This is a genomic window from Phycisphaeraceae bacterium (assembly GCA_019636555.1).
Lineage (GTDB): Bacteria > Planctomycetota > Phycisphaerae > Phycisphaerales > UBA1924 > JAFEBO01.
Window position 1 is genome coordinate 113,265 of the sequence record JAHBXH010000001.1, and the last position, 22,980, is coordinate 136,244.

Sequence of the window (22,980 nt, forward strand, 5' to 3'; positions counted from 1 at the left end):
TGCCTTGCCGCGGGATCAAAACCCATCCGGACGGGCCGAGTCGTACGACGGCAGGGCGGCCGAGGTTTGGTCGGCACGCCGAAAACCGATCCGCGGCCGATCCGCGGATACTCCGGCCCTGGTCCACGTCCATATCGACCGAAAACAAGCCGTCCTTGGGCGGAGAAACAAACCCTCCGACACCCGCTCCGCGACCGCGACCGGGTCGGCCGAAATCGCCGGTTCCGAAGGGGGAAATGCTAGGCAAAGACGCAGGTCGGTATCCGCAAGGATTTAGTGCTGGACGCCCAGTTCGCGGACGGTGAAGAGAGACTCGAACAGGAGGCCGGCTTTCTCCACGTTCTCGCGGGCGCCCTCGAGCCGATCGATCGTCGCGATGACGGCGATCACTTTCGCCCCGGCTTCGCGCAGCACCTCAACGGCCTCGAGCGCCTGCCCCCCGGTTGTCGCCACGTCTTCGAGGAGCGCGACAACTTCGCCTTTTTCGAGCGCCCCCTCCAGTTGCTTGGACGTGCCGTAGTCCTTCTTCTTGTTGCGGACAAAGACGCACGGGAGACCGGTCGCGAGACTCGCAGCGGTGACGAGCGGGATGCCGCCCAGCTCCGCCCCGGCGATGCGATCGATGTCGAGATCGAGCCTCGATTCAAGGGCGTCGAGGCGCTCGGCGAAAAGGGGTGCGAGCTGGCCGAGCAACTCCGGACGCGTCGAAAAAAGGTACTTGTCGAGGTAGTAAGTGCTCGTTTTTCCCGAACGCAGCGTGAATGTTCCCCGCAACAGGGCGACTTCGGCGATCTCCTTTACAAGCGCCTCTCTGGACATGGGCCAAGCGTAGCGAGCGGGCTTGGAAAAAACGGCGGATCGGGTAGACTTTTGCCGTGCCGAGCCGCTTTGCCATAACTCTTCTCGCCTTTGCAGCGTGTTTTTCGACCCTTGCCGCCGAGCCGGATTCTGAAGAGGAATCGTCACCCCTCGCGCCGCTGGCGGTCGAACCGGATCCCTGGCTGGGCGAAGAGGAGCCGCTTCTTTCGGGGCCGCGGCTGAGCGAAGAGGCGGAGGCGCGAACACTGGTTCGATTCGAGTTCAGCGGCAATCTGCGACGCCTCGACCGCACTCCGGAAGAAGCGGCGCTCAACGCGCTCAACCTGCCGCGGGAGTCACGCGATCAGGTGGACAAGATCGTGCGGGAGAGCCAGACGGCGCTCGACGAATTCGTCAGTCACGACCCGGACGTCTTCGTCCTCCTGCAACGGGCCCGGCAGGCCGGGAACAAGCCGGAAGCGCCGGCTCTCGTCGCACAACTCGCCGAAGGCATAGACCGGGCCACCGGCACCGTTCGTCTGCGAGACCGGCTTGCGCCGCTGCTGCCCGAATCCGAGCGACGCGATTTTCAGCGCATGATCGATGAGTACTGGCGCGCCGTCGTGCTCGATGAGATGCAACAGGCGCAGAACCGCAACGACAAATTCACTTTGGCGCAGGCACGCGTCCGCGTGACGCTGAATGCGGCGGCGACCGAGATCCGGCGCGCGTTCGAGCGGCGCTGCGTTCCCCACGAACATGTTCTCGAAGAATTGATCGTGGCACTCGACCCGAGCGACAAGCAGAACGAAAAAGTGCGCAAGCCCATCGAGGCGGCCGCCAGCCGAACCAAATCGAAGCCCAACGCACGCGACTTGTATGAGCTTTCCGTCCGCGTCGTGCCGGCGCTCGACGCCCCGCAGAAGCTGACCTGGTTGCGATTGCTGCTTGGGGTGGCCCCTCCCCAGCTCGAGACCGCAAAGAGCGCAGGATGAACCTTCGGAGGACGCGGCGCGCTTGAAGAAAAGCACCCACAAGGTCCGGATATCTTTTTGAACCCGCCCGGATGCAAGCCTGATCCGGTGGGCGGCGTGGCAAAAAGCGGGTTTGTGGCAGGTTCTGTGAGCGGAATGGCGTCTTGGACTGAGAATGGCCGGAAAGATCGTCGATATCGAGCCACTGCCGCCGGGCGAAGTGTCCCAGATTGCGCGGCCCTTGGAGAATCAACAGATGATGAGCGGATTCAACAAACTCGGCGTGCTGGTGGGAGTGGCGGGCTTGGCGATCGGCGCGATGGCGCAGATGACGACGCCGCCGGCGCAGAAGCCCGAGGGCTGGCCGAAGGAAACCCCCATCCCGGCTCACGAAACGAAGCACGAAACGATCACGATGGAAGAGGCGATCCGGCGCGGGCTGATCGACCCCTCCGCGAACAAGACCCCGGGTGAGAACCCGCAGGGTCAGCCGGCCCAGCCCGCGCAGCCGTCTGCCGAGCACAACTTGACCAAAGACGAGATGCACACGAACTATGACCAGTGGGAGCGCGACGGCTCCGGTCATGTGATCAAGCTCGACCGCCCGCTGCAGTGGGCCGCGATCGAGCGGAACAAGACGATCACGCCCGCGACCCGCGAGAAGATCCAGGCGTTCATCAATCAGCGCCGCGCCAAGGTCGAGCAGACCGTGCTCGAGAATATGGACAAGGTGCGCTTTCTCGACAGCGGCGTCCTCGAGACATTCTCGATGGGCGAGCGCGACAACCTCAAGCAGGTTCTCGCCGATACCAAGCCGTTCACGAACCTCGGCCCGTTCGCCACTGAACTCAAGAAGGCCGATCTGTTCACGCAGAACAACGTGCAGCAGCACCAGATCATCGTGGACGACTACCGGCGCCTGATGCTGGATGACATGAAGCGTGATTCCTCCGGCTCGGGCGATGCGAAGCAGGGCGCCACCGACCTTGTCGCTCGCGCCATGTTCCTGACGATGGCCGACGAAGCGCGTCAGGTGTATTACTGGATGCTGGCCGACAGCGTGAACGACGCGGCGACCCGCGTGACCGAGATCGGCGTGTCGGCCGATGTCGCGCCGAAGGTTGTCGAGTTATTCAACCAGGCGAAGGCTTCGAAGGACGAAGCCGATCGCGTGGCCAAGATGCGCGAGGGCGTTGCGTTCCTGACTCCCGAGCAGACCCGCCAGTTGGTCGAGCCGGTGGTCAAGTCGAGCACCGCCTCGACCGCCAAGCCTGAGAGCCAGACGACCGGCAGCGCGACCAGCGATGCCAGCAAGCCGGGCGATCGCTAATTCGCCGGGCCGGCGCGCCGGCGGCTGCAAACAATGCACTCCGGATGACCAGCCCAGAAACGCTCTATCAAAAGGCCGTGACCGCGGCCAACCAAGGAAACTTCGAGCTCGCGCAGATCTATCTGCGCGAGCTTTTGTCTGCGCACCCGCACATCGCCAAAGCCCATCACCTGATGGCCACAACCTACATGAAGCTGATCCAAGCGGACAAGGCGCTGCCGCACGCGCGCCAAGCCGTTCAGCTCAACCCGGCGAATGCGGCCTCCCACTGGGTGCTTGGCATCTGCCTCGCGAACGGAGGCGACCTGGCCGGCGCGATCAACGAATTCCGCGCCGGATGCGAACTCGCACCAACCGACGCTCAAGCCTGGAACAACCTCGGCCAATCGCTGCTCGAGGCACGTCGATTCGCCGAGGCCGAGGCGGCGCTCCGCAAGGGGCTCTCGCTTCGGAAAGACATCCCGGCGCTCTCGATCGGTCTCGCCTGGGTGCTTTGGAATACCGGAAGAGCCGATGAAGCGCTCGAGGTCGCCAAGTCCCAGGACGAGCGGACACCCAACGACATCCCGATCCTGGCGATGCGTGCGATCCTCTCGCTGTACAGCGCCGGCACCACCAACGAAGATCTGCGAATCGAGCACGCGGCGCTCGGTCGTCGGGTGGAAGCGCTGACCCCACTCAACCCCAACCGCGTTCCCGATCCGAAGCCCGAAGACGCCGAGCGCCCGCTGCGCGTGGGCTTCCTCTCGCCCGACTTGTACGGCCACTCGGTCAGCCGATTCCTCGAACCGATCATGACGCATTGCGATCGATCGAAGATGCTGATCGCGCTCTATTCGTGCTACCAGATGCGCGACGAGATTTCGGGGCGGCTCGAGAGCATGTGCGGGCTCTGGTGCGACATCTTCAAGATCGGCGACCAGTTGGCCGCCGCCGAGATCCGACGGCATGGTCTGGACATGCTGATCGATCTCGCGGGGCACACGCCCCTGAATCGCTCGATGCTGCTTTGCCATCGGCCCGCCCCGATCACGATGACCTATCTCGGCTACCCGTTCTCGACCGGGTACACACGCACCGACTACCGCATCGTCGATTCGATCACCGACCCGCCCGGCGAAAGCGACTCGTATTCGACCGAGAAACTGCTCCGGCTCGATCCGTGCTTCCTGTGCTTCACGCCCCCTTTCGACCCGCCGGAATTGGGCGAAGCGATGATCGACCCATCGACGCCGATCACTTTCGGCACGTTCAACAACGCCGCCAAATTCTCACCGTTCATTCTTGAAGTCTGGGCGAGGATTCTGGCTGCGGTTCCCGATTCGAAACTGGTCCTCAAGAGCTACCAATTCGGTGATGCCGCGGCACGCCAGTACGTGCTGGGCACTCTCGAGAAACACGGCGTTGATCCGGCACGGGTTGAGCTGCTCGAAAAGATCGCGCTCACCAACGAGCACCTCAAGGCCTATCACAAAATGCACATCGCCCTCGACGCGTTCCCCTATCACGGAACGACGACCACCTGCGAAGCCATGCTCATGGGAACGCCGGTCATCACGCTCCAGGGTGATGGTCACCGCTCGCGCGTCGGCTCTTCGCTGCTCCATGCCGTGGGTGTTCCAGAATTGATCGCGCACTCGGCGGACGAGTACGTCGAAAAGGCGGTGTCCCTCGCCCGCGATCGCGATCGCCTCGCCGAATACCGCCGCACGCTTCGCGGCCGAATGGAGAAGAGCGTGTTGATGGACGGTCCCGCATTCTTCGAGCGCTTTGAAAAACTGCTTCGAACCGTGTGGCGAGAGAAATGCCAGCAGGGAGCTGGCGGCACCGCGGCCCGGGCCTAGATCACAATCTCTTTCTACACCAAGACTTAATGCCGATTGTGGGTTCGCCAAATCCGCATTGAATCGCGATCCGCCCTATCATTCTCCGAATGTCCCCTCCCAGCGTGACCGTCCCCGGCCAACCGCCGCCATCCGGTGAGCGGGCGGATGAAACCGCGAAGGCCGACGGCCCCGAGGTCCCCGTACGCCCCGGTCTATCGATCTCCGATTTTCTTTCTGACGGCTCGCTCGTAAGGCTTTGCGACGAGCTGACCAGGCTCGCGGGCGTTCGAGTCGAACTCCTCGATGCGAAAGGCCGCGCCATCCGCATGAGCGAGCGGGGCTGGTTCATCGAGCAGGGCGAACCGGCCCCCCTTCCCGACGGGGCGGCGAGTGTCCCGCTCCTTGTCGAAGGGCGCCGAATCGGTGCGCTCGCGGTCTCGAGCTTTGCGTCCGATCAGTCGGACGAAGAATCGAAGCAATCGCTCCGGCGCGTCGTGACGCTGCTGGGCGCAACGACCTCGGAACTCTGCGAGCGCGAGCTCGATCTGCGTCACCGCGTGCGCGAAGCGAGCGCCTTGTACAAACTGAGCACGATGCTGCCTCGCGCCACGAGTGTTGATCGCGTGCTGCAGGTCGCGCTCGAACTCGCGCTCGACGTCCTCGACCTTGACTGCGGCGGCGTGGTGCTCGTGCCCGAAGAGACCGAGGAGATCGCCGAGATCAAGGGCTCGGACGAAACCGATCTCGTCCGCATCGCGAGCAAGGGGCTCAGCCAGAAATGGCTGGACGATCCGCGCCCGCTCAGCAAAGACCGGCTCTTCGATCGGCTCGCGATCGGCGGCGAACTGGTCATCAGCGAGAACCTCGCCGAGGATCCGCGCGTGCTCGAGCCCGAGCGGCTCGCCGCGGAGAAGCTCGGCGCCGCGATCCACGCCGGCCTTGCTTTCCAGGGACGCCCGATCGGTGTGATGCGCCTCTACTCCCGCACGCCCCGCGTTTTCGAAGAGCCGGACCAGCGGGTGCTTCGCTCGATTGCCGCGCAGGCCGCGGTCGCCGTGCAGCAGGCACGTCTGCTGAAAATGCAGGAGGACGACCTGCGCATCCAGAGGCAGTTGATGCTTGCCAGCGACGTGCAGCGCCGCATGCTGCCGCGTTTTGTCCCGGCGTCGACAGTTGATTTCAGGAACCTGGATGTTGCGGCGAAGTACATCCCGAGCTTCGAGCTCGGCGGCGATTTCTATGACTTCATCGGCCTGAACGGCCACCTCGGCATCGTCGTGGGCGACGTGGTCGGAAAGGGAATCGCCGCGGCACTTCTAATGTCGGCCGTGCGCGCGAGCCTGAGGGCGCACACGCAGGGCGTCTATGACCTCGACGAAGTCATCAGCCGGGTGAACATCGCGCTCTGCCGCGACACGCTCGACAACGAGTTCGCGACCCTGTGGTACGGCGTGCTCGATCCTGTCCGCCTTCGGCTCACCTACTGCAGCGCGGGACACGAGCCGCCCATGATTTTCCGAGTCCCCGAACACCGACCCCCGGGACCTGCGGATGTGGACGAACTCGCGGTCGGGGGCATGGTCGTGGGTATCGATCGGAGCCAGCGCTACCAGCGCGCGGTCTACGACATGCACCCGGGCGATGTGCTCGTCGCGTACACCGACGGCGTGACCGATGCCGTGAACTTCGATCACCAGAAGTTCGGAAAAAAGCGGCTGCGGACGTGCATCCTCGAATTCCTCGCGTCCAAGCCGAGCGCGACCGCTTCGGACATCACCGAACACATCCATTGGAGCCTGCGCCAATTCGCGGGACTCGCCCCGAAACCCGATGACGAAACCATCGTCGTCGTGCGCCCGTGGGCAAAGACCTGAACGCGCTGATCGCCCGTTCTCAATCCAGCATCGCCGCCGCCTCGAACTTGGGCGACGGATTCGTGAGCGAGAGCATCCGCTCGAGCGCTTTGAGCGCGTCGCGCCGGGCTTCGGGGTGCACCCGAATCTCGTTCATGATTCTCGGCTCGCCGTGTTTGCTGTACTCGCCCGCGAGATGATCGAGCACCCAGAGCAGGTGCGGCTGATCGATGCGGAACATCGTCGTGCACAGGCATTGGCAATCGCTGAGAATCCGGACATGGACGCCGCGGCCGCGTGCTTCACGTGCGAGCCGATTCACCAGGTGCACTTCCGTACCGACCGCCCAATACGAACCGATCGGTGCCTCGCGGATCGTCTTGATGATGAATTCGGTGGAGCCGGCAAGATCGCTCTTATCAACCACTTCCTTGCAGCATTCGGGGTGAACGAGTATGGTCGTTCGCGGGTGTTCAGGGTGCGTGAGATCATCGGCACGAATCTCGTCGCAGTGTTCCGGCCGGAACAGTTTGTGCACCGAGCAGTGACCAGCCCACAGGATCGCCCTCGATCTCAGAACCTGTTCGGCGCTCGCGCCGCCGAGTTCTTCGCCCTTGCTCGCACGCCGCGGGTCGTAGACGCAAGTTTCCGCCTCGACATCGATGCCGAACTTTGCCGCCGTGTTGCGTCCGAGATGCTGATCGGGAAGGAACAGGACCTTGACATCTTCACCCGGCTTTCCCTGTGCCATCGCCCAGGCAAAGACTTTGTCCGCGTTCGAACTCGTGCAGCACGCTCCCCCGTTCGCGCCGACAAACGCCTTGATCGCCGCGGTGCTGTTGACATATGTAATCGGAACGATCCTGCCCCGCCAGCCCTGCTCGCGAAGCGATTCGTGCAGCGCCTTCCACGCCTCCACCGTGTCGTCGTACTGCGCCATGTCCGCCATCGAGCAACCCGCGGAAAGATCGGGCAGAATCACGCTGACCGAATCCGGCGTCAGCATGTCCGCGGTCTCGGCCATGAAGTGCACGCCGCAGAAAACGACCCACTTCACCGGCCGGTCTTTCGGTGCGCTCCCCGCGAGCTTCGCGGCAATCTGACTCAGTTTCAGCGAATCTCCGATGTGATCGGCGTGCGCGATCACCTCGTCCACCTGATAGTGATGACCGAGAATGACGAGCGATGGGCCCAGTTCACGTTTGCGCTCCGCGATCGCCGCGGCGAGTTCTTCGCCGCTCATCTTGGTGTACTTTTCGGGTAGCGATGGTTGCCAGAGCACGAATTGGTCCCGTTCGTTGGACGCCGAGCGAATCTCGCTTGATACGAGCAAAGTCTAGGTTTTCCGAAGAAACCGGCGTTGCCGATTCCCACCAGAGGACCGGTCGCCGTTATTCACTCAAGTGCAAACGCGCGGTCAGTGCTTCCAGCATTCGGTCGGTGTTCTCATCCGATGGCTTTGACCAACTGCCGACCGGGCCAGACTCATTCCAGATATCCACGACAACTCGCCATGGCTTGAAGTTCAGCTTGAAACCCGTACCACGTACGGTCGTTCCCGGTGCGTAGTTCACAATATCCACCTTCGCTCCGGCCAATGCCTGTTGCGCCCACAGATTCAATTCCGTGATCAGCGGATCGTCTGATTGCAGGCGGATGAACCCATTTTCGCGCCCTTTCTGATGCTCTGCAATCTCGATTGGGCCACGAAACGAAATCTGCTCCGCGCGAAGCGACGGACCGAACGCCGCGTGCGAAGCAAGATGCGAAGTTTCGCAACCAGCGATCGCGATCAACGCCGAGCAAAGCATTGCAGGGAATAGACGGAAATTCGCCGCGATGCCATGCACATCGGCAGTCTATCCGCGACGAGAAATGGCACGAGCAGCCTTTGCTACGCCGCGAGGCGCGCCTGCTGGATCGCTTTGAACTGCACCGCGACGGCTTGGCGCCCGCCGTCCATGTTGATCACACGCAGCACACGACCGGGCACCGACGCATCCTGCCGCACCACGGCACCCGAGTTCCAGCCGACGATGATGTCGATGTCGTCGCCGATCTGAAGATGGCGGCCCGGCTCGAGCCACACCATCGCCCCGCCGACCGAAAAATCATGCGTGCTCGCCGGCAGATACTGGCGGCTTTCGGCATGAAATACCTTGCACGATTTCCGCACATACATCCGCGTGTGCCGCCGCCGGTCGGCGCCCTGCGGCGCGTCGAATGGCTTGGATTCGATCTGGCCGATTGAATCGGGACTTGCGGACTTCGAGGGACGGTCGGTGGACATGCCGCGGCTCCTCTTGCCGTCCAGCCCGCAGAGGGCCGTCCGTGGCCCCCGGGTTCCGAATGCGTCGGTGGTCGCATCCGGTTCGCGGTCTGGCGGACCTGAGCCCATCGGCCGCATGAATCGACCGCTTTCGCGGACCTTTCAAAAATCGCGCTGTTTTTTCGGACGCTCTCGTGCCAATGCCAACACGGGTCTTCAACCGATATGGAGGGCGTGAAAATCAGCGTCCTCATTCCTTCAAGCGGCTCCCCTGAAAAACTGGCCCGATGCCTCGAAGCCCTGGCTTCGCAATCGCTCGCGCGCGACCGGTTCGAAATCCTCATCACGGGCCAGCATGAGGGCGCCTCTTCCGCCACGTATCGCCTCATCCCGTCGGCGGGCACGAGCCTTGCCGCCGATCGCAACGCCCTGCTCGGCGCCGCCCGAAACGACGTGCTCGTTTTCCTCGCGAGCGACGTCGTTCCAAGTGCCGATTGCCTTGAGCGGCATGCGCGCTGCCACGAGTCACTCGCGGGAAAGCCCGCACTGGTCGTCGGCGCTTCCCCCCCGGTCATCCGACTTCCCGATCGTCTGCTCGACCGCGTCGCGCGGGAGACTTCTCTGGTCTCAATATGCTCCCAGATGGAGCGGCACGGCTCAAGCCTCGAGCGTGACTGGACATTCCGACACGCGAGCCTTCGAAACTTTTCAATCCGCACACAGGATGCCGCGGGAATGCTTTTCGATGAATCGCCGAAATGCGCCGAGTACGCCGATCTCGAGTGGGCGTGGCGAGTCACTTCGGTGCGCTCGCTTCCGGTTGTCTATCGCACCGCGATCCGAGCGAAACACGATCACCGGATCGAGCCCGATGTCTTTCTCGCCCGCGAGTTTTCACGCGGCACGCACGCGTATCGCATCGCTCGCCGGCACCCTCGCTTCGCCAAAGCGCTTTTCGGGCGCGACATCTGCCAGGCGGATGAACTGCGGTACAGCCGCGCGTTCGTTACCGCCGAGCGCGGGCTCGCGGAGCAACTCCGCCAGGAGTTCTTCGCGCTCGCCGATGTGAGCGCCGAGTCCGCGACCGCGCCCGCAGTGGAATCAATCTTCAGCGAACAGCTCCTGCTGAAGCGCTGGACCTGGCGCCTCGGCCTGGTCGCCGCGGCCGCCGAAGCCGCTTCTGAAACCGCCCCTCGCACGAACCTGCCACTCGCGGCGTAATCTCGCGATCGTGGACTATCTCCTCGTTTGCTCGGTCGCCCTCTTCGCGTCGGCACTGACGCTCGTCACCGGATTCGGGCTCGGAACGCTGCTCATGCCGGCGTTCGCAGCCTTCTTCCCGCTTCCCGAAGCGATCGCCGCGACCGCCATCGTCCACCTCGCGAACAACGTTTTTGCTCTGGGTCTTGTCGCGCGTCACGCGGACAAGCGCGTCGTGCTGAGCTTCGGCATCCCCGCCGTGGTGGCGGCGTTCGCCGGCGCCGCGACACTGCGCGCCCTTTCGGATGTCCGGCCGCTCGCGACGTGGTTCATCGGCTCCCACCTTTGCGAGGTCACGGCGGTGAAACTCGTGATCGCGGCATTGATTGTCGGCTTCGCGCTCCTCGATCTGATGCCGATCGGCCCGCGTCTTCGAGTCGGTCCTCGCTTGCTCCCACTCGGGGGAATTCTGTCCGGCTACTTCGGTGGACTCTCGGGCCACCAGGGGACGCTGCGCGCCGCGTTCCTCATGAGGACCGGACTTTCGAAAGAGGCGTATATCGGCGTCAACAACGTGTGCAGCGTGATGGTCGATGTCGCCCGACTCCTGGTCTACGGGCTCGCGTTCTTCGACGCGCGGAGCATGCCGGAAGGCGGCATCCGAGGCTCGTTCATTGGTGCGGCGTGCGTCGCGGCATTCCTCGGCGCGTTCCTCGGGTCGCGGCTGATGACAAAGATCACGCTGGAAGTTCTTCGGTTCGGAGTCGCCGCTCTTCTGATCATCACTGGAATCGCCTTGGGTGCAGGCCTGCTTTGATCTTCGGAATAGGCTTGGCAATGCTCCTCACACTCCGGGCTACTCGACTCATTGCCTTCCCGACGATTCTGGTTGCGCTCGGCACGATTGCCGGCTGCGCCGGGCTTGAGAGCGGTTCACTCGCGGACGAAGACAGAGTCAAAGCGGTCGCCGAGTCGTTTGGGGTTCAATGGACCGGCCTCGCTGTATCGAAGGCCGGCCGGCGATTCGTGAGCAGCCCCAACTGGCACGACGGACACTACTGGTCGGTTGCCGAACTGAAACCCGACGGGTCTCCGGCTCCGTACCCGGATCAATTCTGGAATCGATTCGACGAACGCCTGGGAATTCCGCCCGGGGATCAATTCGTCTGCGTCCAATCCGTTCATATCGATTCTTCCGATCGGCTCTGGGTACTGGATCCTGCTTCTCCAAAGTTCGCAGGGGTCATACCCGGGGGCGCCAAGCTCGTCCAATTCGATCTCGCCACCGATCGTGCCGCACGGATCATTCATTTCGATGATGCGATCGCGCCAAAGAACAGTTACCTGAACGATGTTCGCATCGATGTCGCACGCGACACGGCGTATATCACGGATTCCGGCCTCGGCGCGATTGTTGTCGTCGATCTTCAAACTGGAAAAGCGCGCCGATTGCTTGCCGACGACCCGCGCACCAAGGCAGAGGACATCGTTCCGGTGATCGAAGGGCGCGAACTCCGCTATTCCACCGGGCCAGAAACAGGACAGGTCCCCAAAATAAACGCCGACGGCATCGCGATCTCGAGCGATGGCCAGTGGCTCTACTGGCAGGCACTCACCGCACGCACACTCTACAGAATCCCGACCGACGTGCTGCGCGATCCGACGAGCAGCGATGAACGTATCTCGGCCGCCGTCAAGTCGCTCGGACCCTCGGTGATGACCGATGGCATGGAGATCGATTCGCGTGGCACCCTCTACTTCACGGCGCTCGAGAAAGGATCGATCATGACGCGAACTCCCGACGGATTGATGCAAACGATCGCCCGCGACCCGCGCATCATCTGGCCCGACAGTTTCGCGTTCGGCAGCGACGGCTCCCTCTACTTCACGACTTCGCAAATCAATCGGACCAGTCGGTTCAGCCCCCGGGGCACGATGCCCGCGAGCCCGTACTTTGTGTTCCGGCTCCCGGCCGGCTGGTGACCGCACCGCAGGGCCGACCAGCGTGATAACCTCAGCGACGGGCGTCCTCTCCGCGCGCAGGCGTGCCGCGCCCGGCATTCTGTGGAGTCTTGGCGATGCAACTCATCGGACAGGGTGGAAAAGCGCCGCGGCATCTCTTCGTGATCTTCGGCGCAACCGGCGATCTTTCGTATCGCAAGCTTCTCCCCGCGCTCTACAACATGGATCAGGACCCGGACGCGCACGACGGCCACGCGATTCTCGGTACGGCCCGCGCGAAACTCTCCGATGACGAATTCCGCAAGGCGGCCGCCGACGCACTGGCCGAGCACGGCATCGACAAATCGAAGGCGGCATCCTGGGCCAAGAAAACGCTCTACTTCCAGTCGCTCGGCGAGAGCGGGCAAGCCGAGTACAAAGCCCTCCGCGAGCGCATCGAGGCGCTCGAGCGCCAGCTCGACCTTCCGGGCAATCGCGCGTTCAACCTCGCGCTGCCGCTGCCCGCCTTTGCGCCGACCGTGGAGCGCCTCGCGGAAGCCGGGCTCAACAAATCACCCGGATGGACGCGACTGGTTCTCGAAAAGCCGTTCGGGCAGGATCTCTCGAGCTCGAGGTCTCTCAACGACCTCGTGCACAAGTACTACTCCGAATCCAACATCTACCGGCTTGATCACTACCTCGGCAAAGACACAGTCCAGAACATCCTCGTTTTCAGGTTCGCCAATTCGCTCTTCGAACCGCTCTGGAACCGCGACCGCATCGAGCGGGTGGAGATCACGGTCGCCGAGCAGCTCGGCGTCGAGGGGCGCGGCGCGTTCTATGAAAACGCCGGCGCGCTGCGCGACATCGTGCAGAACCACATGATGCAATTGCTCGCGCTCGTCGCCATGGAGCCCCCCGCGCTTATCGAGGCCGACAGCGTTGCGAACGAGAAAGTCAAAGTGCTCAAGTCGATCCTGCCGGTCGATCGCGACCACGCGGTCTTCGGCCAGTACGGCAAAGGGATGATGGGCAACGAAGTGGTTCCCGGGTACCAATCGGAGCACGGAGTCGCGCCGAACTCGCTCACCGAGACGTTCGTGGCGTGCAAGCTCTCGATCAACAACTGGCGATGGCAGGGCGTGCCGTTCTTCCTTCGCACGGGCAAGCGCCTCGCGAAGAAGATGACACGGATCACGGTCACGTTCAAGCGCCCGCCGGTCGCGATGTTCGATACCTTTGGCGCCTGTCTCTTCACGCAGAACCGGCTCGAACTTCTGCTCCAACCCGATGAGGGCTTCAACCTGACCGTCGAGGTGAAGAAGCCCGGCTCGGGGCTTCAGCTCCAGACGCAGAAGATGCACTTTCGCTATTCCGAGGCCTTCGGAAAACTGCCCGAGGCCTATCAGACTTTGCTGCTCGATGTCGCGCGAGGCGATCGCACGCTCTTCGTGCGCGCCGACGAAATCGAAACCTCGTGGGAGCTTTTCACGCCGCTGCTCGAACACCGCCCGCCGATTCATACGTACGGCTCGGGCTCGTGGGGACCTCAGGCCTCTTCCGAACTCCTCGCCCGTTACGGCCAGGCTTGGACCGATGCCTGAATCGCCTCTCACGCTCCGCGCGTTATGCTCCGCGCATGGCTCACGTTGTTCACTCGTACGCCGATCTGCCCGCCGCGGCACACGCCTGCGCCGATCGTGTCGCCCACCTCCTCCGCGAACTAATCGGCGTGCGCGGCACCGCGCATCTCGGCCTCTCCGGGGGCAATACTCCGAAGACGATGTACGCCGTGCTCGCCGGATTGCCCGGTATCGATTGGTCGCGTGTGCATTTCTGGTGGGGCGATGAGCGATGCGTTCCGCTCACCGACAAGGACAGCAACGAACGAATGGCCCGCGAGTCTCTCTTGTCACGCATCGCGTTCGCGGAATCGAACGTGCACGCGTTGCCAACGACCCTCGCGCCCGCCGAGTGTGCCGCGGCATACGAAGCCGAGCTCCGGCGAAGCTGCGAGGCGGATCCGCAGGCTCGTATGCCCGTGATCGACATCCTGCTTCTGGGCATCGGTGACGACGGGCACACTCTCAGCCTCTTCCCCGGCTCTCCCACGCTCGCCGAGTCCTCGAAGGCCGTGGCGTCCACCAAGGCGCCGCCGACTTCGCCCGTCAAAGACCGCGTCACGCTCACGATTCCGGCGGCAAGGGCGGCCAGGTATCGCATCTTTCTGGCTTCCGGTCCCGACAAGAAGCCCGTGGTTTCCGGTTGCCTCGCAACTCCGCCCCGAGATCAGCCCTCCGCCAGAGTCGGGGATGCCGAGTGGTTTCTGGACGCCGCGGCGACTCCGTAACCGGGCTCAAGCCGCGTGCATTCCTAGCATTCTCTCTTCTCCCCGGAGTGTTCTGCATGCGCGTGATCGTCACCGGCCAGGTTGGCATGGAAAAGAAACCCTACCTCGACCAGGTCGCCAAATTCGCCGGGCAGCAGGGAGAAAATCTCCACGTTTATCACGTCGGCGACATGATGTACAAGGAAACGACGGATGTGCGCCCGGGCAAGATTCTGGATCTGCCCCTTTCCCGCCTCAACTCGCTCCGGCGCGCCGCGTTCAAGGACATCATCGCCGACTCGCGCGATCAGAAAAACGTGCTCGTCAATACGCACGCCACGTTCCGCTGGCGCCACGGCCTGTTCAGCGCGTTCGACTTCGATCAGATCGCCAAGTTCCAGCCCGACATGTTCATCTGCCTCGTCGACAACATCGAGGTCGTGCACGATCGACTCCACAAGGAGCACGAGATCGACGCCACGCTGAAAGACTGCATGGTCTGGCGCGAGGAAGAAATCCTCGCCACCGAGCTCATGAGCAAGGCGATCCCCGGCTCGCAGTTCGCGATCATGGCGCGCGGCCGGCACGCGAGCACGACGCGCACGCTCTTTCGACTCTCCTGCCGCCCGCAGATGCGCAAGGTGTACCCCTCGTTCCCGATGAGCCACGTCGTCGACATGCCCGACGTGCTCGCCGAGATCGACGCCTTCCGCGCCGCGCTCGCCGAACACTTCATCACCTTCGATCCCGGCGACGTGGATGAGAAACTGCTGCTCGAGCGCTCCATCGCCGCGGCACGAGAAGGCAAGGAATTCCTCGACGTCACCCCCCACTCGTACGGCGGCAGCAAGAGCGCGGACGGCCCGCCCCTGCGCGTGCGCATCCGCGAAGTGCTCGACATCGCGGGCGACATCGACGGCCAGATCTACATGCGCGATTTCAAGCTCATCGATCAATCCGACATGATCGTGAGCCTGATTCCGGAAATCCCGACCGCGAAGGGGACCGAATTCCCCGGGCTGTCCAGCGGCGTCGAGCGCGAGCTGCACCACGCCTTCGAGCACACCAAAGAAGTGTTCGTGGTCTGGAAGCCCAAGAAAGCACCGAGCCCGTTCATCACCGAAACCGCCACCAAGATCTTCAAGAGCGTGGAAGAGGCGCTGCAGTATTTCGAGCAGAACGGGTACTTCGCTGAGAAAAACCTGTTCGGGCATTAGCGGTGCATCCGCCGGATTTCACTGGTGTTTGCCCTCCCGCCCCGGTAGGCTGGCCTGCGCGTTACCGCGGGTGAACTTATGAATTCCGCTCTTCGCGCCTGCGTCGTGATCGTCGACTCGTGCGACGTTTTCCAATGCACTTGAAAGGAGGTCCCCCGTGAGACCCCACCGCATCGCCGTTTCGGTTGCCGCCTGCCTGTCGACCGCCGCTCTTGCACAAATATTCCTGGGTCCAATGCCCTATCTCTGCTCGAGCGACAGCCCCTGGCCCGTCGGCGCTCCCAACTTCTATCTCGAAGATTTCGAGGACAGCATGCTCAATACGCCGGGCGTCTCGGGAAACGGACAGCCCGTGGGCCCGGGTGGAAACACCGATTCCGTGGATTGTGACGACGGCACGATCGACGGCTCCGGAACCCTGGGTCACTCTTATTTCGGCTTCGGTGATCCCGGACTGACCTTCACTTTCGATGCCGCCGCGTTCGGCGGCAAATACCCACAGCGAGTCGGAATCGTCTGGACCGACGGTGTGCACAACAACACTCCCGATTCCGTTCACTTCGAGGCTTTCGACTCGACCGGCGTCAGAATCGGCGAGATCACCGGCTCTCACCCCGACAATTCGGCCGTAGGCCAGACCGCCGAGGACCGCTTCTACGGAATCGAGCTCGCAACGGGCATTTCCAAGATCCGCATCTACCAGACCGCCGGCTGCTGCGGCATCGAAGTGGATCACCTTCAGTACGGCTTTCTTGATAACGCATGTCCAGGCGACTTGAACGGAGACGGCCTCGTGGAAGACACCGACTTCGTCATCTTCGTCGCCGCGTACAACATCCTGGACTGCGCCGACCCCTCGATGCCCGCCGGCTGCCCGGCGGACCTCAATAGCGACGGCTTCGTCGATGATGCCGATTTTGTGCTCTTTGTCGCGGCGTACAACGACCTGATTTGTCCCTAGAAACAGGCCCAACTCGTTTTTTGTGCTGAAATTAGCAACCCTTTCGGTACACTTCCGACGGAGAAACCGGAGGGATACATGAGAAAGCTCGCCGCGGCCGCGACTGTTCTGTTCGCCCATTTCTGCCAAGGTCAGCAGTTCTTCGACGGAACTTTCCTCGACTCGCAATGGACCGCATCGAAACTCGTGGACACCACGCCGAGCGCCGATGCGCTCGTGAGCGGCCTTCGAGGCTCGGGGGGCATGCCCGGTGATTGCCGCCTTGTCGTGCACAACTGGCAAGTTGTTCCCGCTGGGGTTTCCATCCTGTTCGGACATATCAAGTCCTCTCTCCCGCACAGCGCCGGCGCACTCGGCTCTACAGCTTCGCTCGAGATTTCGTTCGACGCGGCATGCAATTCCGCGCCGCACGTCAACGCCATCGGTTTCGGGCCGGTGCTCTTTCAGGGAAGCAAACGCTTTACTGTTCCGGGAGTAGCGGCACTAGCGGGCGGCCCGTGGGTGCACTACTCGGGAACGATCCGCCGCACCGATTGGGTCCAGATTGGTGGTTCGGACAAACCCGATTTTTCCGCCGGCGCCGACCCCGTGTTTTTGGGCTTTTACTCCGGCAACGGTGGCAGCGGGATCGATGCACGTCTAACCGCGAGCGGTCGCGTGGACAATTTCCTCGTTCGCTACATCCCCGCCTGCCCGGCCGATCTCAACGGCGACGGGCTCGTCGAGGACACCGACTTCACTATTTTCGTCGCGGCGTACAACATCCTCGACTGTGCCGATCCGTCGATGCCCGCGAATTGCCCCGCCGATTTCAATTCCGACGGCTTCGTCGATGACGCCGATTTCCTGGTGTTCGTCCAGGCGTACAACGAACTTCTTTGCCCCTGATCTCGCTGGAATACCCTGAAATTCTCGCCGCGGCACTCCGAACAACCGGTTGGGAGGTCCTTGCACCGTGTCTCAGCATCCCGGCCAGAACCCGTTCGCCGCAACCTCTGATGCGCCCGACGCGGAAGTTCGCAGCTACGCGACATTCACGCACCTCGTGCCGCTGATCGCGCATCTGGGCGGGCCGTTCATCATCCCGTTGGTCGCCGCGATCATCATGTGGCAGATTAAAAAGGACGAGAGCCCGTTCCTCGATGACCACGGACGCGAATCGACCAACTTCCAGCTCTCGATGTTGATCTATGCGATTCTCGTCGTACCCATCGCAGCAATTATCACCTGCGGCCTGGGCGCGATCCTCGCGATCCCGCTGCTCGTCCTCAACATCGTCGGCTGCATCCTCGCCGCCAAAGCGGCACACCGCGGCGAGTACTACCGCTACCCGATGAGCATCCGCATCGTCTGATGCGCCCATTCCATCGCGCATTCTCCTATAATCCGCACTCGTGCCACTCCTCCAGTGCGTCAAGCTGCACAAGACCTACGCCGGCCGCGTCGTTGTGGACGACATGTCCTTCCACATCGAGCGCGGCGAGATCGTCGGCCTGCTCGGACGCAACGGCGCCGGCAAAACGACGAGTTTCCGCATGACGATCGGCATGATCGATGCTGATCCGGCCGTATTGAGTGGGGGTGGCGGCGCTGGCGATGGACGCGTTTATTTCGACGGACGCGATATCACCACCCTCCCGATGTACAAGCGGGCGCGGCTCGGCATGGGCTATCTCAGCCAGGAACCCTCGATCTTCCAGCGACTCACCTGCGAGCAGAATCTGCTTGCAATCCTCGAAACGACCGGCACGCCCCACGGCCTGCGCAAGAAGAAGGCCGCCGAACTCCTCGAGCGCTTCGGGCTCAAGCACAAGGCCAAACAACTCGCCCGCACCTGCTCCGGTGGCGAGCGCCGCAAACTCGAGATCGCACGCGCCCTCGTCACCAACCCCAAACTCATCCTCCTCGATGAACCCTTCAGCGGCGTCGACCCGATCGCTGTCGAAGACCTACAGAACGAGATCCGCCACCTCGCGCACGATCACGGGCCCGGGCGCGAGGGCATCGCCTTCCTCATCACCGATCACAACGTGCAGCAGACTCTGCGTGTTTGCGACCGAGCCTACATCCTCGACAGCGGCAGAGAGCTCGCCGAGGGCACGCCCCGCGAGCTCATCAACGACGAGATGGTCCGGCGCGCCTATCTCGGCTCGCTCTTCCGGGGCGATGAGTTCGATCATCTGCCCGAGCGTCGCCTGCGTCGAGACGACGAAAACAACGATCGCGGAGACGCGGCATGAAGAGCGCACTCCGGCTCACCGGTTCACTCGGTCTACTCATCTCCCTCGCGGGCTGCTCACAAAAGGTGATCGAGATCACGACCGAGCCCGAGGGTGCGCTCGTCACACTCAACGACGTCCCGGTCGGTCGCACGCCTCTCCAGACCGAATTCACGTATTACGGCGACTACGACGTGCAGGTCCGAAAGGACGGGTACGAACCGCTTCGCACCAAGGCGACCGCCTGGACGCCGATCTATGAGCGCGCGCCGCTCGACCTCGTCACGGCGCCGATTCCCTATGAAACCGTGGTGAAATGGCACTTCAAACTCGAGCCCGCGCTCGAAAAGACCGAGCCAAAGCAGCAGTTCGAAGAAGGCCTGATCACGCGGGCCAAGGGATTGCGCGAGCAGGTGGACGAGCCCGCGCCGGCAAAGGCCGAAGCGCCGAAAGAACCAGCACCGCCCGCGACGCTGCCCAGCGACGCCGTAAAGACCGCGCCGCCCCCACCCCCGCCCGCTTAGCGAGCAGACATTTCAAGTTTCTTCTCGAGGCGTTCGAGCCGCTCGCGGAGCGCCGCGTTCTCGGCACGCATGTTCTCGAGTTGTTCCTGCTGTTCCTGCATGCCACGCACCAGCAGCGCCGTCACCCCGCTGTAACGAATGCTGTCGATTTGTCCATCTCGTGAACCAGTGACGCTCGGGAAGATCGCGGCTACTTCTTCGGCGATCAATCCCACGTCGCGCCCGCCGCCGTACTCCTTGCTCCAGGTGAACTCCACCGGGCGAAGCCTGAGCAAGTCGTTCAATGCGCTGCCGACCGGTGTGACATCTTTCTTGGATCGGATCGTCGAAATGTTCTCGAGCACACCACGCAGACTTCCGCCGACGACATCGATTCGCGCCGGATTCCCCGCATCGGTATATCGAAGCCCGACGGCCGGCGTCCCTGAATCCGGATCGGAGAACGTGATCTGGACAAAGTCATTGGCCGTCATCTGGCTGGGCTGCAGCAACAAAGTGTCGAAGTTCTTCCGCCGCAGGATCAACGTCCCTGCTCCAATGCTTCCGGATTCGTTACCCAACTGCACGTCGCCTATTCCAAAGACGGACCGACCGGAGCAAAGAAACGCGACAGCGTTCTTGTCCTGGTGCGAAGCAAGGAGGGCGTACGAGCCCGGATCGGTCGCCTCGGCCCGCACACCGGCGACCCCGCCGCCGACCGCCCTTCCGAACACCCCGACGCCGTTTGTTCCGCTTGCCTCGCCACTCACGCCGACACCGCCCGGGCCGCTCGCAGTCCCCAAAACTCCTGTGCCTCCGATTTCATTGAGTCCGACGACGCCGTACCCGTTTGACGTGGTCGATACGCCCAGCACGCCGGCTTTGAAAGCGCTCTCGCCCCGCACGCCGCACGGCTCGAAAGTCGCGCCGGAATTGCCTGTAAAGCCGCCCGCAGTACCCATGATCGCCGACCGCCCGAACTGGCTGTCGTTGAGAATCTGGAGCATGGCTCCGGAAGCGATCGTCGATTGTGCGGCGAAGGGCAGGCGCAGAGCGTTCGCGATCGTCGCGCGATGGGAGTATGGCGTCCCGAGAACTTTCGTCCGGGGTGCCTGCGTTACACCGTTGACGCTCACTTCCAACCAGCGAGCATCACCGGAAAACGCGCTGGCGGAAAACTGGCCGCTCGCGTTCAACTCGACCGTAAACCGCCCGTTGCTGATCGGGACGCCCGTAATCGTCTGCGCCGTTCCGAGCCGATTGGCGACCGACACCGAAACCGGATCGGACCACAGGGAAAACGTCAGGTTCGCCGTCCCATTCAGTGGGCCCGAGGTGTTGGCCACGAATCCCTGATACGTAAAGGACGTCGGGAGTGCGATCTGCGCCGATGCGGGCACGCTGGTCTCTGCCATACCGAACATCAGCCCGAGAGCGAGCACAAACAAAGCGACGCGATGCATGGGTACTCCTCTTCACACAGCCGTTGGCTGAAGAAACACCGGCTCCTTTTCCTATTGCGCAGGGGCGGCGTCAGCGATTCTTTAATATCTCTTCGACCCGTTGCAGGCGCGCGTTGAGGTCTTCGATCTCGCGGCCCTGCGACTCTATTTTCGTGTCGCGCGCACGGATCTGCTCGTCTTTCTCCGCCCGAAGATCGCGGAGCGCCTCCACCATCAGCGCCGTCGTGCTCCGCTCGGTCACCATGCGCATGCCGTTCTCGTCGCGCGTCACCCAATCCGGAAACACGCGCTCGACCTCGTCTCCCATCAAACCGATCTGAACTCCGGGCATTCCCCGGTTCGATCGAATGACATCGTCGTTATAGAAAAACTGATATCCCCGCAGCGAGAGCAGCCGGTCCAGAGTGCCCGTCAGGGGTGAGATATCGTGCTTGAGACGCGGGTCGCTGGAGATCGCCCAGCTTCCGCCGCCCGGCTTGAACGCGTTGCCGGTGATGGTCAGATTGCCGTTGCCGGCGATCAAGGCCGTCTGCGTGAACGCATCCGCGTAGCCGTAGCCGAAGCTGATGTTCTGCAAATTGACGGCTGTGTGGATCCGAAGTGTGCTTGGCGCGACGCCGATCCCGAAATTCGGTCCTCCCGGCGATCCATTGAGGACGAGCAGGTCGTTCAGATTGTTTCCGAACAAAACCGGTCCGCTCGCGGCGATCGAGCCCTGAACATCGAGCTTTGCCTGAGGTGTGATGGTCCCGATTCCGACGTTTCCGTTCGGCAAAACGGCCATCCGTACCGCGGCCGCCGTGTTGTCCCTGAGAAGCACTGCACCGGCGCCTTCTTCATTGATCGATCCCGTCGAACAGAGAGCCCATGTGCGGCCGCCGGCGCTGCTGTTCGTAAGGTTGAACCACGTCCCTTGTTCAAAGGTGCTGGCCACCTCCATGTGGTTGTAGGAATTCAACCCGGAAACCGTCAGGATCGCCCCCGGTGAGCTGGTTCCAATGCCAACCCTGCCGCCCGTATACGCAATTCCCCCCGCGGACGAGCTCCAGGCCGAAGCTCCTGCCGGCGCACCGGTGATACCGCTCCACGGCACGTTCTGCGCCGTCGTCGCCACCATCGCCGCCGGAACCTGCCCAATTCTCTGCCGCGGCGAGAGCGTCGAGTAGACGCCGCCCGCTTCCGGCGTGCGGACCGCAATTTCGAGATAGCGATCTGGGGCATTCTGGAACCACGATGGATTTGCCAAGATTTCCAGGCCGAACACGCCGCCAACAACTCCGACGCCGGTCTGCGAAACCACCGGAGATACCGGTATCCCGCCCGAAGCGCTGTCATATACGGTGGCCTTGAAATCGGCGGGGCCCGTGTAATTCGCGCCCGACTGCGTCAGCCGTCCTTGGTATGAAAAAACCGATCCGCTTCCCGAAGCCCTTAATTTCCAATGCCCGGGATTTGTCAATGTTATGTCATACAGAAGTGGAATCGCTCCTAGATTCGCGGCGTTGATCGGGGGTGTGGTGGTTCCGCCAAGAAAGCAACGCCCCGCCGGTGCACTGGGGTTGTTCTCGGCGGCAAGTGTGTAGCCTGTTGTCGGAACCGATACTCCCACGTAAAAGCGGCCTTGAACGGGGACGCCCTTCGTTAACGTATAAGTCGTGTACGTTGCCGTCCCGCTGCCCTGTACTTGCACCGCCTGCTCATGAACCAACACCGCCTCACGAGGATTGCCTTGACCATTCGGGTCCTGCCAGACAAAAACGCGGGCCGAAGTGCCGTCAGCCACAACGTACCACATCACCGAGATAGATGTAATTAAGTCCCGTCCGCCCGCCGCATCAAACAAATCCATCGCAAGCGTTTCATCGCCCCACCTCCAGAGAAGTGTCGCCGGAAGCGTGTCGTATTGATAAGCGTTGGGAGCGGAACGATCGTCAAACGGAGATTGCTCGCTGGGTGGTATCTCCACCGCCCCGTTCGGCCCCGCTGCCGCCATGCCGATGATCAGGAACAAGCCAAGGACACTTCCAACAAATCCGCGCATGATGCATCTCCCGCCGACGATCTACGATCGGCTTTCCGTCAGCCTACCCAGCCGGC

Annotated in this window: 21 protein-coding genes; 15 read left to right on the plus strand and 6 right to left on the minus strand. The window is 62.7% G+C overall.

Features of this window, described 5'->3' with window-relative positions; genetic code table 11:
• Window positions 1-273: 273 nt before the first annotated feature.
• Entirely contained in the window at window positions 274-819 is a 546-nt protein-coding gene (gene pyrE / locus KF691_00470; protein ID MBX3387905.1) for an orotate phosphoribosyltransferase, read from the minus strand.
• Window positions 820-875: 56 nt separating this feature from the next.
• Between pyrE and KF691_00475 the strand changes: the two genes are divergently transcribed.
• From KF691_00475 to KF691_00490, 4 genes are all read left to right on the plus strand, one after another.
• Window positions 876-1,793: a hypothetical protein gene (locus tag KF691_00475; GenBank protein MBX3387906.1), complete on the plus strand. Its 918-nt coding sequence runs from the start codon at window positions 876-878 to the stop codon at window positions 1,791-1,793.
• Window positions 1,794-1,947: 154 nt separating this feature from the next.
• Window positions 1,948-3,102 (plus strand): hypothetical protein, encoded by a 1,155-nt coding sequence (locus tag KF691_00480; protein MBX3387907.1) that lies wholly within the window; start codon window positions 1,948-1,950, stop codon window positions 3,100-3,102.
• 44 nt (window positions 3,103-3,146) lie between these two features.
• Window positions 3,147-4,946, plus strand: coding sequence for a tetratricopeptide repeat protein (locus KF691_00485; GenBank protein ID MBX3387908.1), 1,800 nt, complete (start codon window positions 3,147-3,149; stop codon window positions 4,944-4,946).
• 89 nt (window positions 4,947-5,035) lie between these two features.
• On the plus strand, window positions 5,036-6,802 hold the full coding sequence (locus tag KF691_00490) for a SpoIIE family protein phosphatase (GenBank protein ID MBX3387909.1): 1,767 nt from the start codon (window positions 5,036-5,038) through the stop codon (window positions 6,800-6,802).
• Window positions 6,803-6,821: 19 nt separating this feature from the next.
• Here KF691_00490 and nadA read toward each other — a convergent pair whose 3' ends face one another.
• From nadA to KF691_00505, 3 genes are all read right to left on the minus strand, one after another.
• Window positions 6,822-8,024 (minus strand): quinolinate synthase NadA, encoded by a 1,203-nt coding sequence (gene nadA / locus KF691_00495; protein ID MBX3387910.1) that lies wholly within the window; start codon window positions 8,022-8,024, stop codon window positions 6,822-6,824.
• A gap of 148 nt (window positions 8,025-8,172) precedes the next feature.
• A complete protein-coding gene (locus KF691_00500; protein MBX3387911.1) occupies window positions 8,173-8,631 on the minus strand; it encodes a hypothetical protein in 459 nt (152 codons plus the stop codon).
• A gap of 44 nt (window positions 8,632-8,675) precedes the next feature.
• Window positions 8,676-9,071: a PilZ domain-containing protein gene (locus KF691_00505; GenBank protein MBX3387912.1), complete on the minus strand. Its 396-nt coding sequence runs from the start codon at window positions 9,069-9,071 to the stop codon at window positions 8,676-8,678.
• Window positions 9,072-9,284: 213 nt separating this feature from the next.
• Between KF691_00505 and KF691_00510 the strand changes: the two genes are divergently transcribed.
• The 11 genes from KF691_00510 (at window position 9,285) to KF691_00560 (ending at window position 19,441) form a co-directional block, all read left to right on the plus strand.
• Window positions 9,285-10,271, plus strand: a complete 987-nt coding sequence (locus tag KF691_00510; protein ID MBX3387913.1) for a glycosyltransferase — start codon at window positions 9,285-9,287, stop codon at window positions 10,269-10,271.
• Window positions 10,272-10,281: 10 nt separating this feature from the next.
• Window positions 10,282-11,067 carry a sulfite exporter TauE/SafE family protein gene (locus KF691_00515; GenBank protein MBX3387914.1) on the plus strand — a complete coding sequence of 262 codons (786 nt, stop codon included), beginning with the start codon at window positions 10,282-10,284 and terminating at the stop codon, window positions 11,065-11,067.
• A 20-nt stretch (window positions 11,068-11,087) separates the two neighbouring features.
• Window positions 11,088-12,233, plus strand: a complete 1,146-nt coding sequence (locus tag KF691_00520) for an SMP-30/gluconolactonase/LRE family protein (protein ID MBX3387915.1) — start codon at window positions 11,088-11,090, stop codon at window positions 12,231-12,233.
• Window positions 12,234-12,328: 95 nt separating this feature from the next.
• Window positions 12,329-13,795, plus strand: a complete 1,467-nt coding sequence (zwf, locus tag KF691_00525; protein ID MBX3387916.1) for a glucose-6-phosphate dehydrogenase — start codon at window positions 12,329-12,331, stop codon at window positions 13,793-13,795.
• A 35-nt stretch (window positions 13,796-13,830) separates the two neighbouring features.
• Entirely contained in the window at window positions 13,831-14,541 is a 711-nt protein-coding gene (pgl, locus tag KF691_00530; protein ID MBX3387917.1) for a 6-phosphogluconolactonase, read from the plus strand.
• A gap of 56 nt (window positions 14,542-14,597) precedes the next feature.
• The gene (locus KF691_00535) at window positions 14,598-15,737 is read left to right on the plus strand and encodes an AAA family ATPase (GenBank protein ID MBX3387918.1); all 1,140 of its coding nucleotides are present in this window, start codon (window positions 14,598-14,600) and stop codon (window positions 15,735-15,737) included.
• Between the two features lie 157 nt (window positions 15,738-15,894).
• Window positions 15,895-16,698, plus strand: a complete 804-nt coding sequence (locus tag KF691_00540) for a hypothetical protein (GenBank protein MBX3387919.1) — start codon at window positions 15,895-15,897, stop codon at window positions 16,696-16,698.
• A gap of 78 nt (window positions 16,699-16,776) precedes the next feature.
• A complete protein-coding gene (locus KF691_00545; protein ID MBX3387920.1) occupies window positions 16,777-17,586 on the plus strand; it encodes a hypothetical protein in 810 nt (269 codons plus the stop codon).
• A 67-nt stretch (window positions 17,587-17,653) separates the two neighbouring features.
• Window positions 17,654-18,052: a DUF4870 domain-containing protein gene (locus tag KF691_00550; protein ID MBX3387921.1), complete on the plus strand. Its 399-nt coding sequence runs from the start codon at window positions 17,654-17,656 to the stop codon at window positions 18,050-18,052.
• 40 nt (window positions 18,053-18,092) lie between these two features.
• The gene (gene lptB, locus KF691_00555) at window positions 18,093-18,938 is read left to right on the plus strand and encodes an LPS export ABC transporter ATP-binding protein (protein MBX3387922.1); all 846 of its coding nucleotides are present in this window, start codon (window positions 18,093-18,095) and stop codon (window positions 18,936-18,938) included.
• Complete coding sequence (locus KF691_00560; GenBank protein MBX3387923.1) at window positions 18,935-19,441, plus strand: PEGA domain-containing protein; 507 nt, start codon at window positions 18,935-18,937, stop codon at window positions 19,439-19,441. The genes lptB and KF691_00560 overlap by 4 nt, the downstream gene beginning before the upstream one ends.
• On the opposite strand, the gene KF691_00565 is transcribed toward KF691_00560, so the two are convergent.
• Window positions 19,438-20,883 (minus strand): tail fiber domain-containing protein, encoded by a 1,446-nt coding sequence (locus tag KF691_00565; protein ID MBX3387924.1) that lies wholly within the window; start codon window positions 20,881-20,883, stop codon window positions 19,438-19,440. The genes KF691_00560 and KF691_00565 overlap by 4 nt on opposite strands.
• 70 nt (window positions 20,884-20,953) lie before the next feature.
• On the minus strand, window positions 20,954-22,924 hold the full coding sequence (locus KF691_00570; protein ID MBX3387925.1) for a tail fiber domain-containing protein: 1,971 nt from the start codon (window positions 22,922-22,924) through the stop codon (window positions 20,954-20,956).
• Window positions 22,925-22,980 lie beyond the last annotated feature (56 nt).

Bases quoted from the DNA above. Each gene is read 5' to 3' on its own strand.
- KF691_00520 (MBX3387915.1), top strand. From the start codon at position 11,088: ATGCTCCTCACACTCCGGGCTACTCGACTCATTGCCTTCCCGACGATT.
- KF691_00535 (MBX3387918.1), top strand. From the start codon at position 14,598: ATGCGCGTGATCGTCACCGGCCAGGTTGGCATGGAAAAGAAACCCTAC.
- KF691_00570 (MBX3387925.1), bottom strand. From the start codon at position 22,924: ATGCGCGGATTTGTTGGAAGTGTCCTTGGCTTGTTCCTGATCATCGGC.
- KF691_00490 (MBX3387909.1), top strand. From the start codon at position 5,036: ATGTCCCCTCCCAGCGTGACCGTCCCCGGCCAACCGCCGCCATCCGGT.
- KF691_00505 (MBX3387912.1), bottom strand. From the start codon at position 9,071: ATGTCCACCGACCGTCCCTCGAAGTCCGCAAGTCCCGATTCAATCGGC.
- KF691_00545 (MBX3387920.1), top strand. From the start codon at position 16,777: ATGAGAAAGCTCGCCGCGGCCGCGACTGTTCTGTTCGCCCATTTCTGC.
- KF691_00565 (MBX3387924.1), bottom strand. From the start codon at position 20,883: ATGCATCGCGTCGCTTTGTTTGTGCTCGCTCTCGGGCTGATGTTCGGT.
- KF691_00485 (MBX3387908.1), top strand. From the start codon at position 3,147: ATGACCAGCCCAGAAACGCTCTATCAAAAGGCCGTGACCGCGGCCAAC.
- nadA (MBX3387910.1), bottom strand. From the start codon at position 8,024: ATGAGCGGCGAAGAACTCGCCGCGGCGATCGCGGAGCGCAAACGTGAA.
- pyrE (MBX3387905.1), bottom strand. From the start codon at position 819: ATGTCCAGAGAGGCGCTTGTAAAGGAGATCGCCGAAGTCGCCCTGTTG.
- KF691_00560 (MBX3387923.1), top strand. From the start codon at position 18,935: ATGAAGAGCGCACTCCGGCTCACCGGTTCACTCGGTCTACTCATCTCC.
- pgl (MBX3387917.1), top strand. From the start codon at position 13,831: ATGGCTCACGTTGTTCACTCGTACGCCGATCTGCCCGCCGCGGCACAC.
- KF691_00480 (MBX3387907.1), top strand. From the start codon at position 1,948: ATGGCCGGAAAGATCGTCGATATCGAGCCACTGCCGCCGGGCGAAGTG.
- zwf (MBX3387916.1), top strand. From the start codon at position 12,329: ATGCAACTCATCGGACAGGGTGGAAAAGCGCCGCGGCATCTCTTCGTG.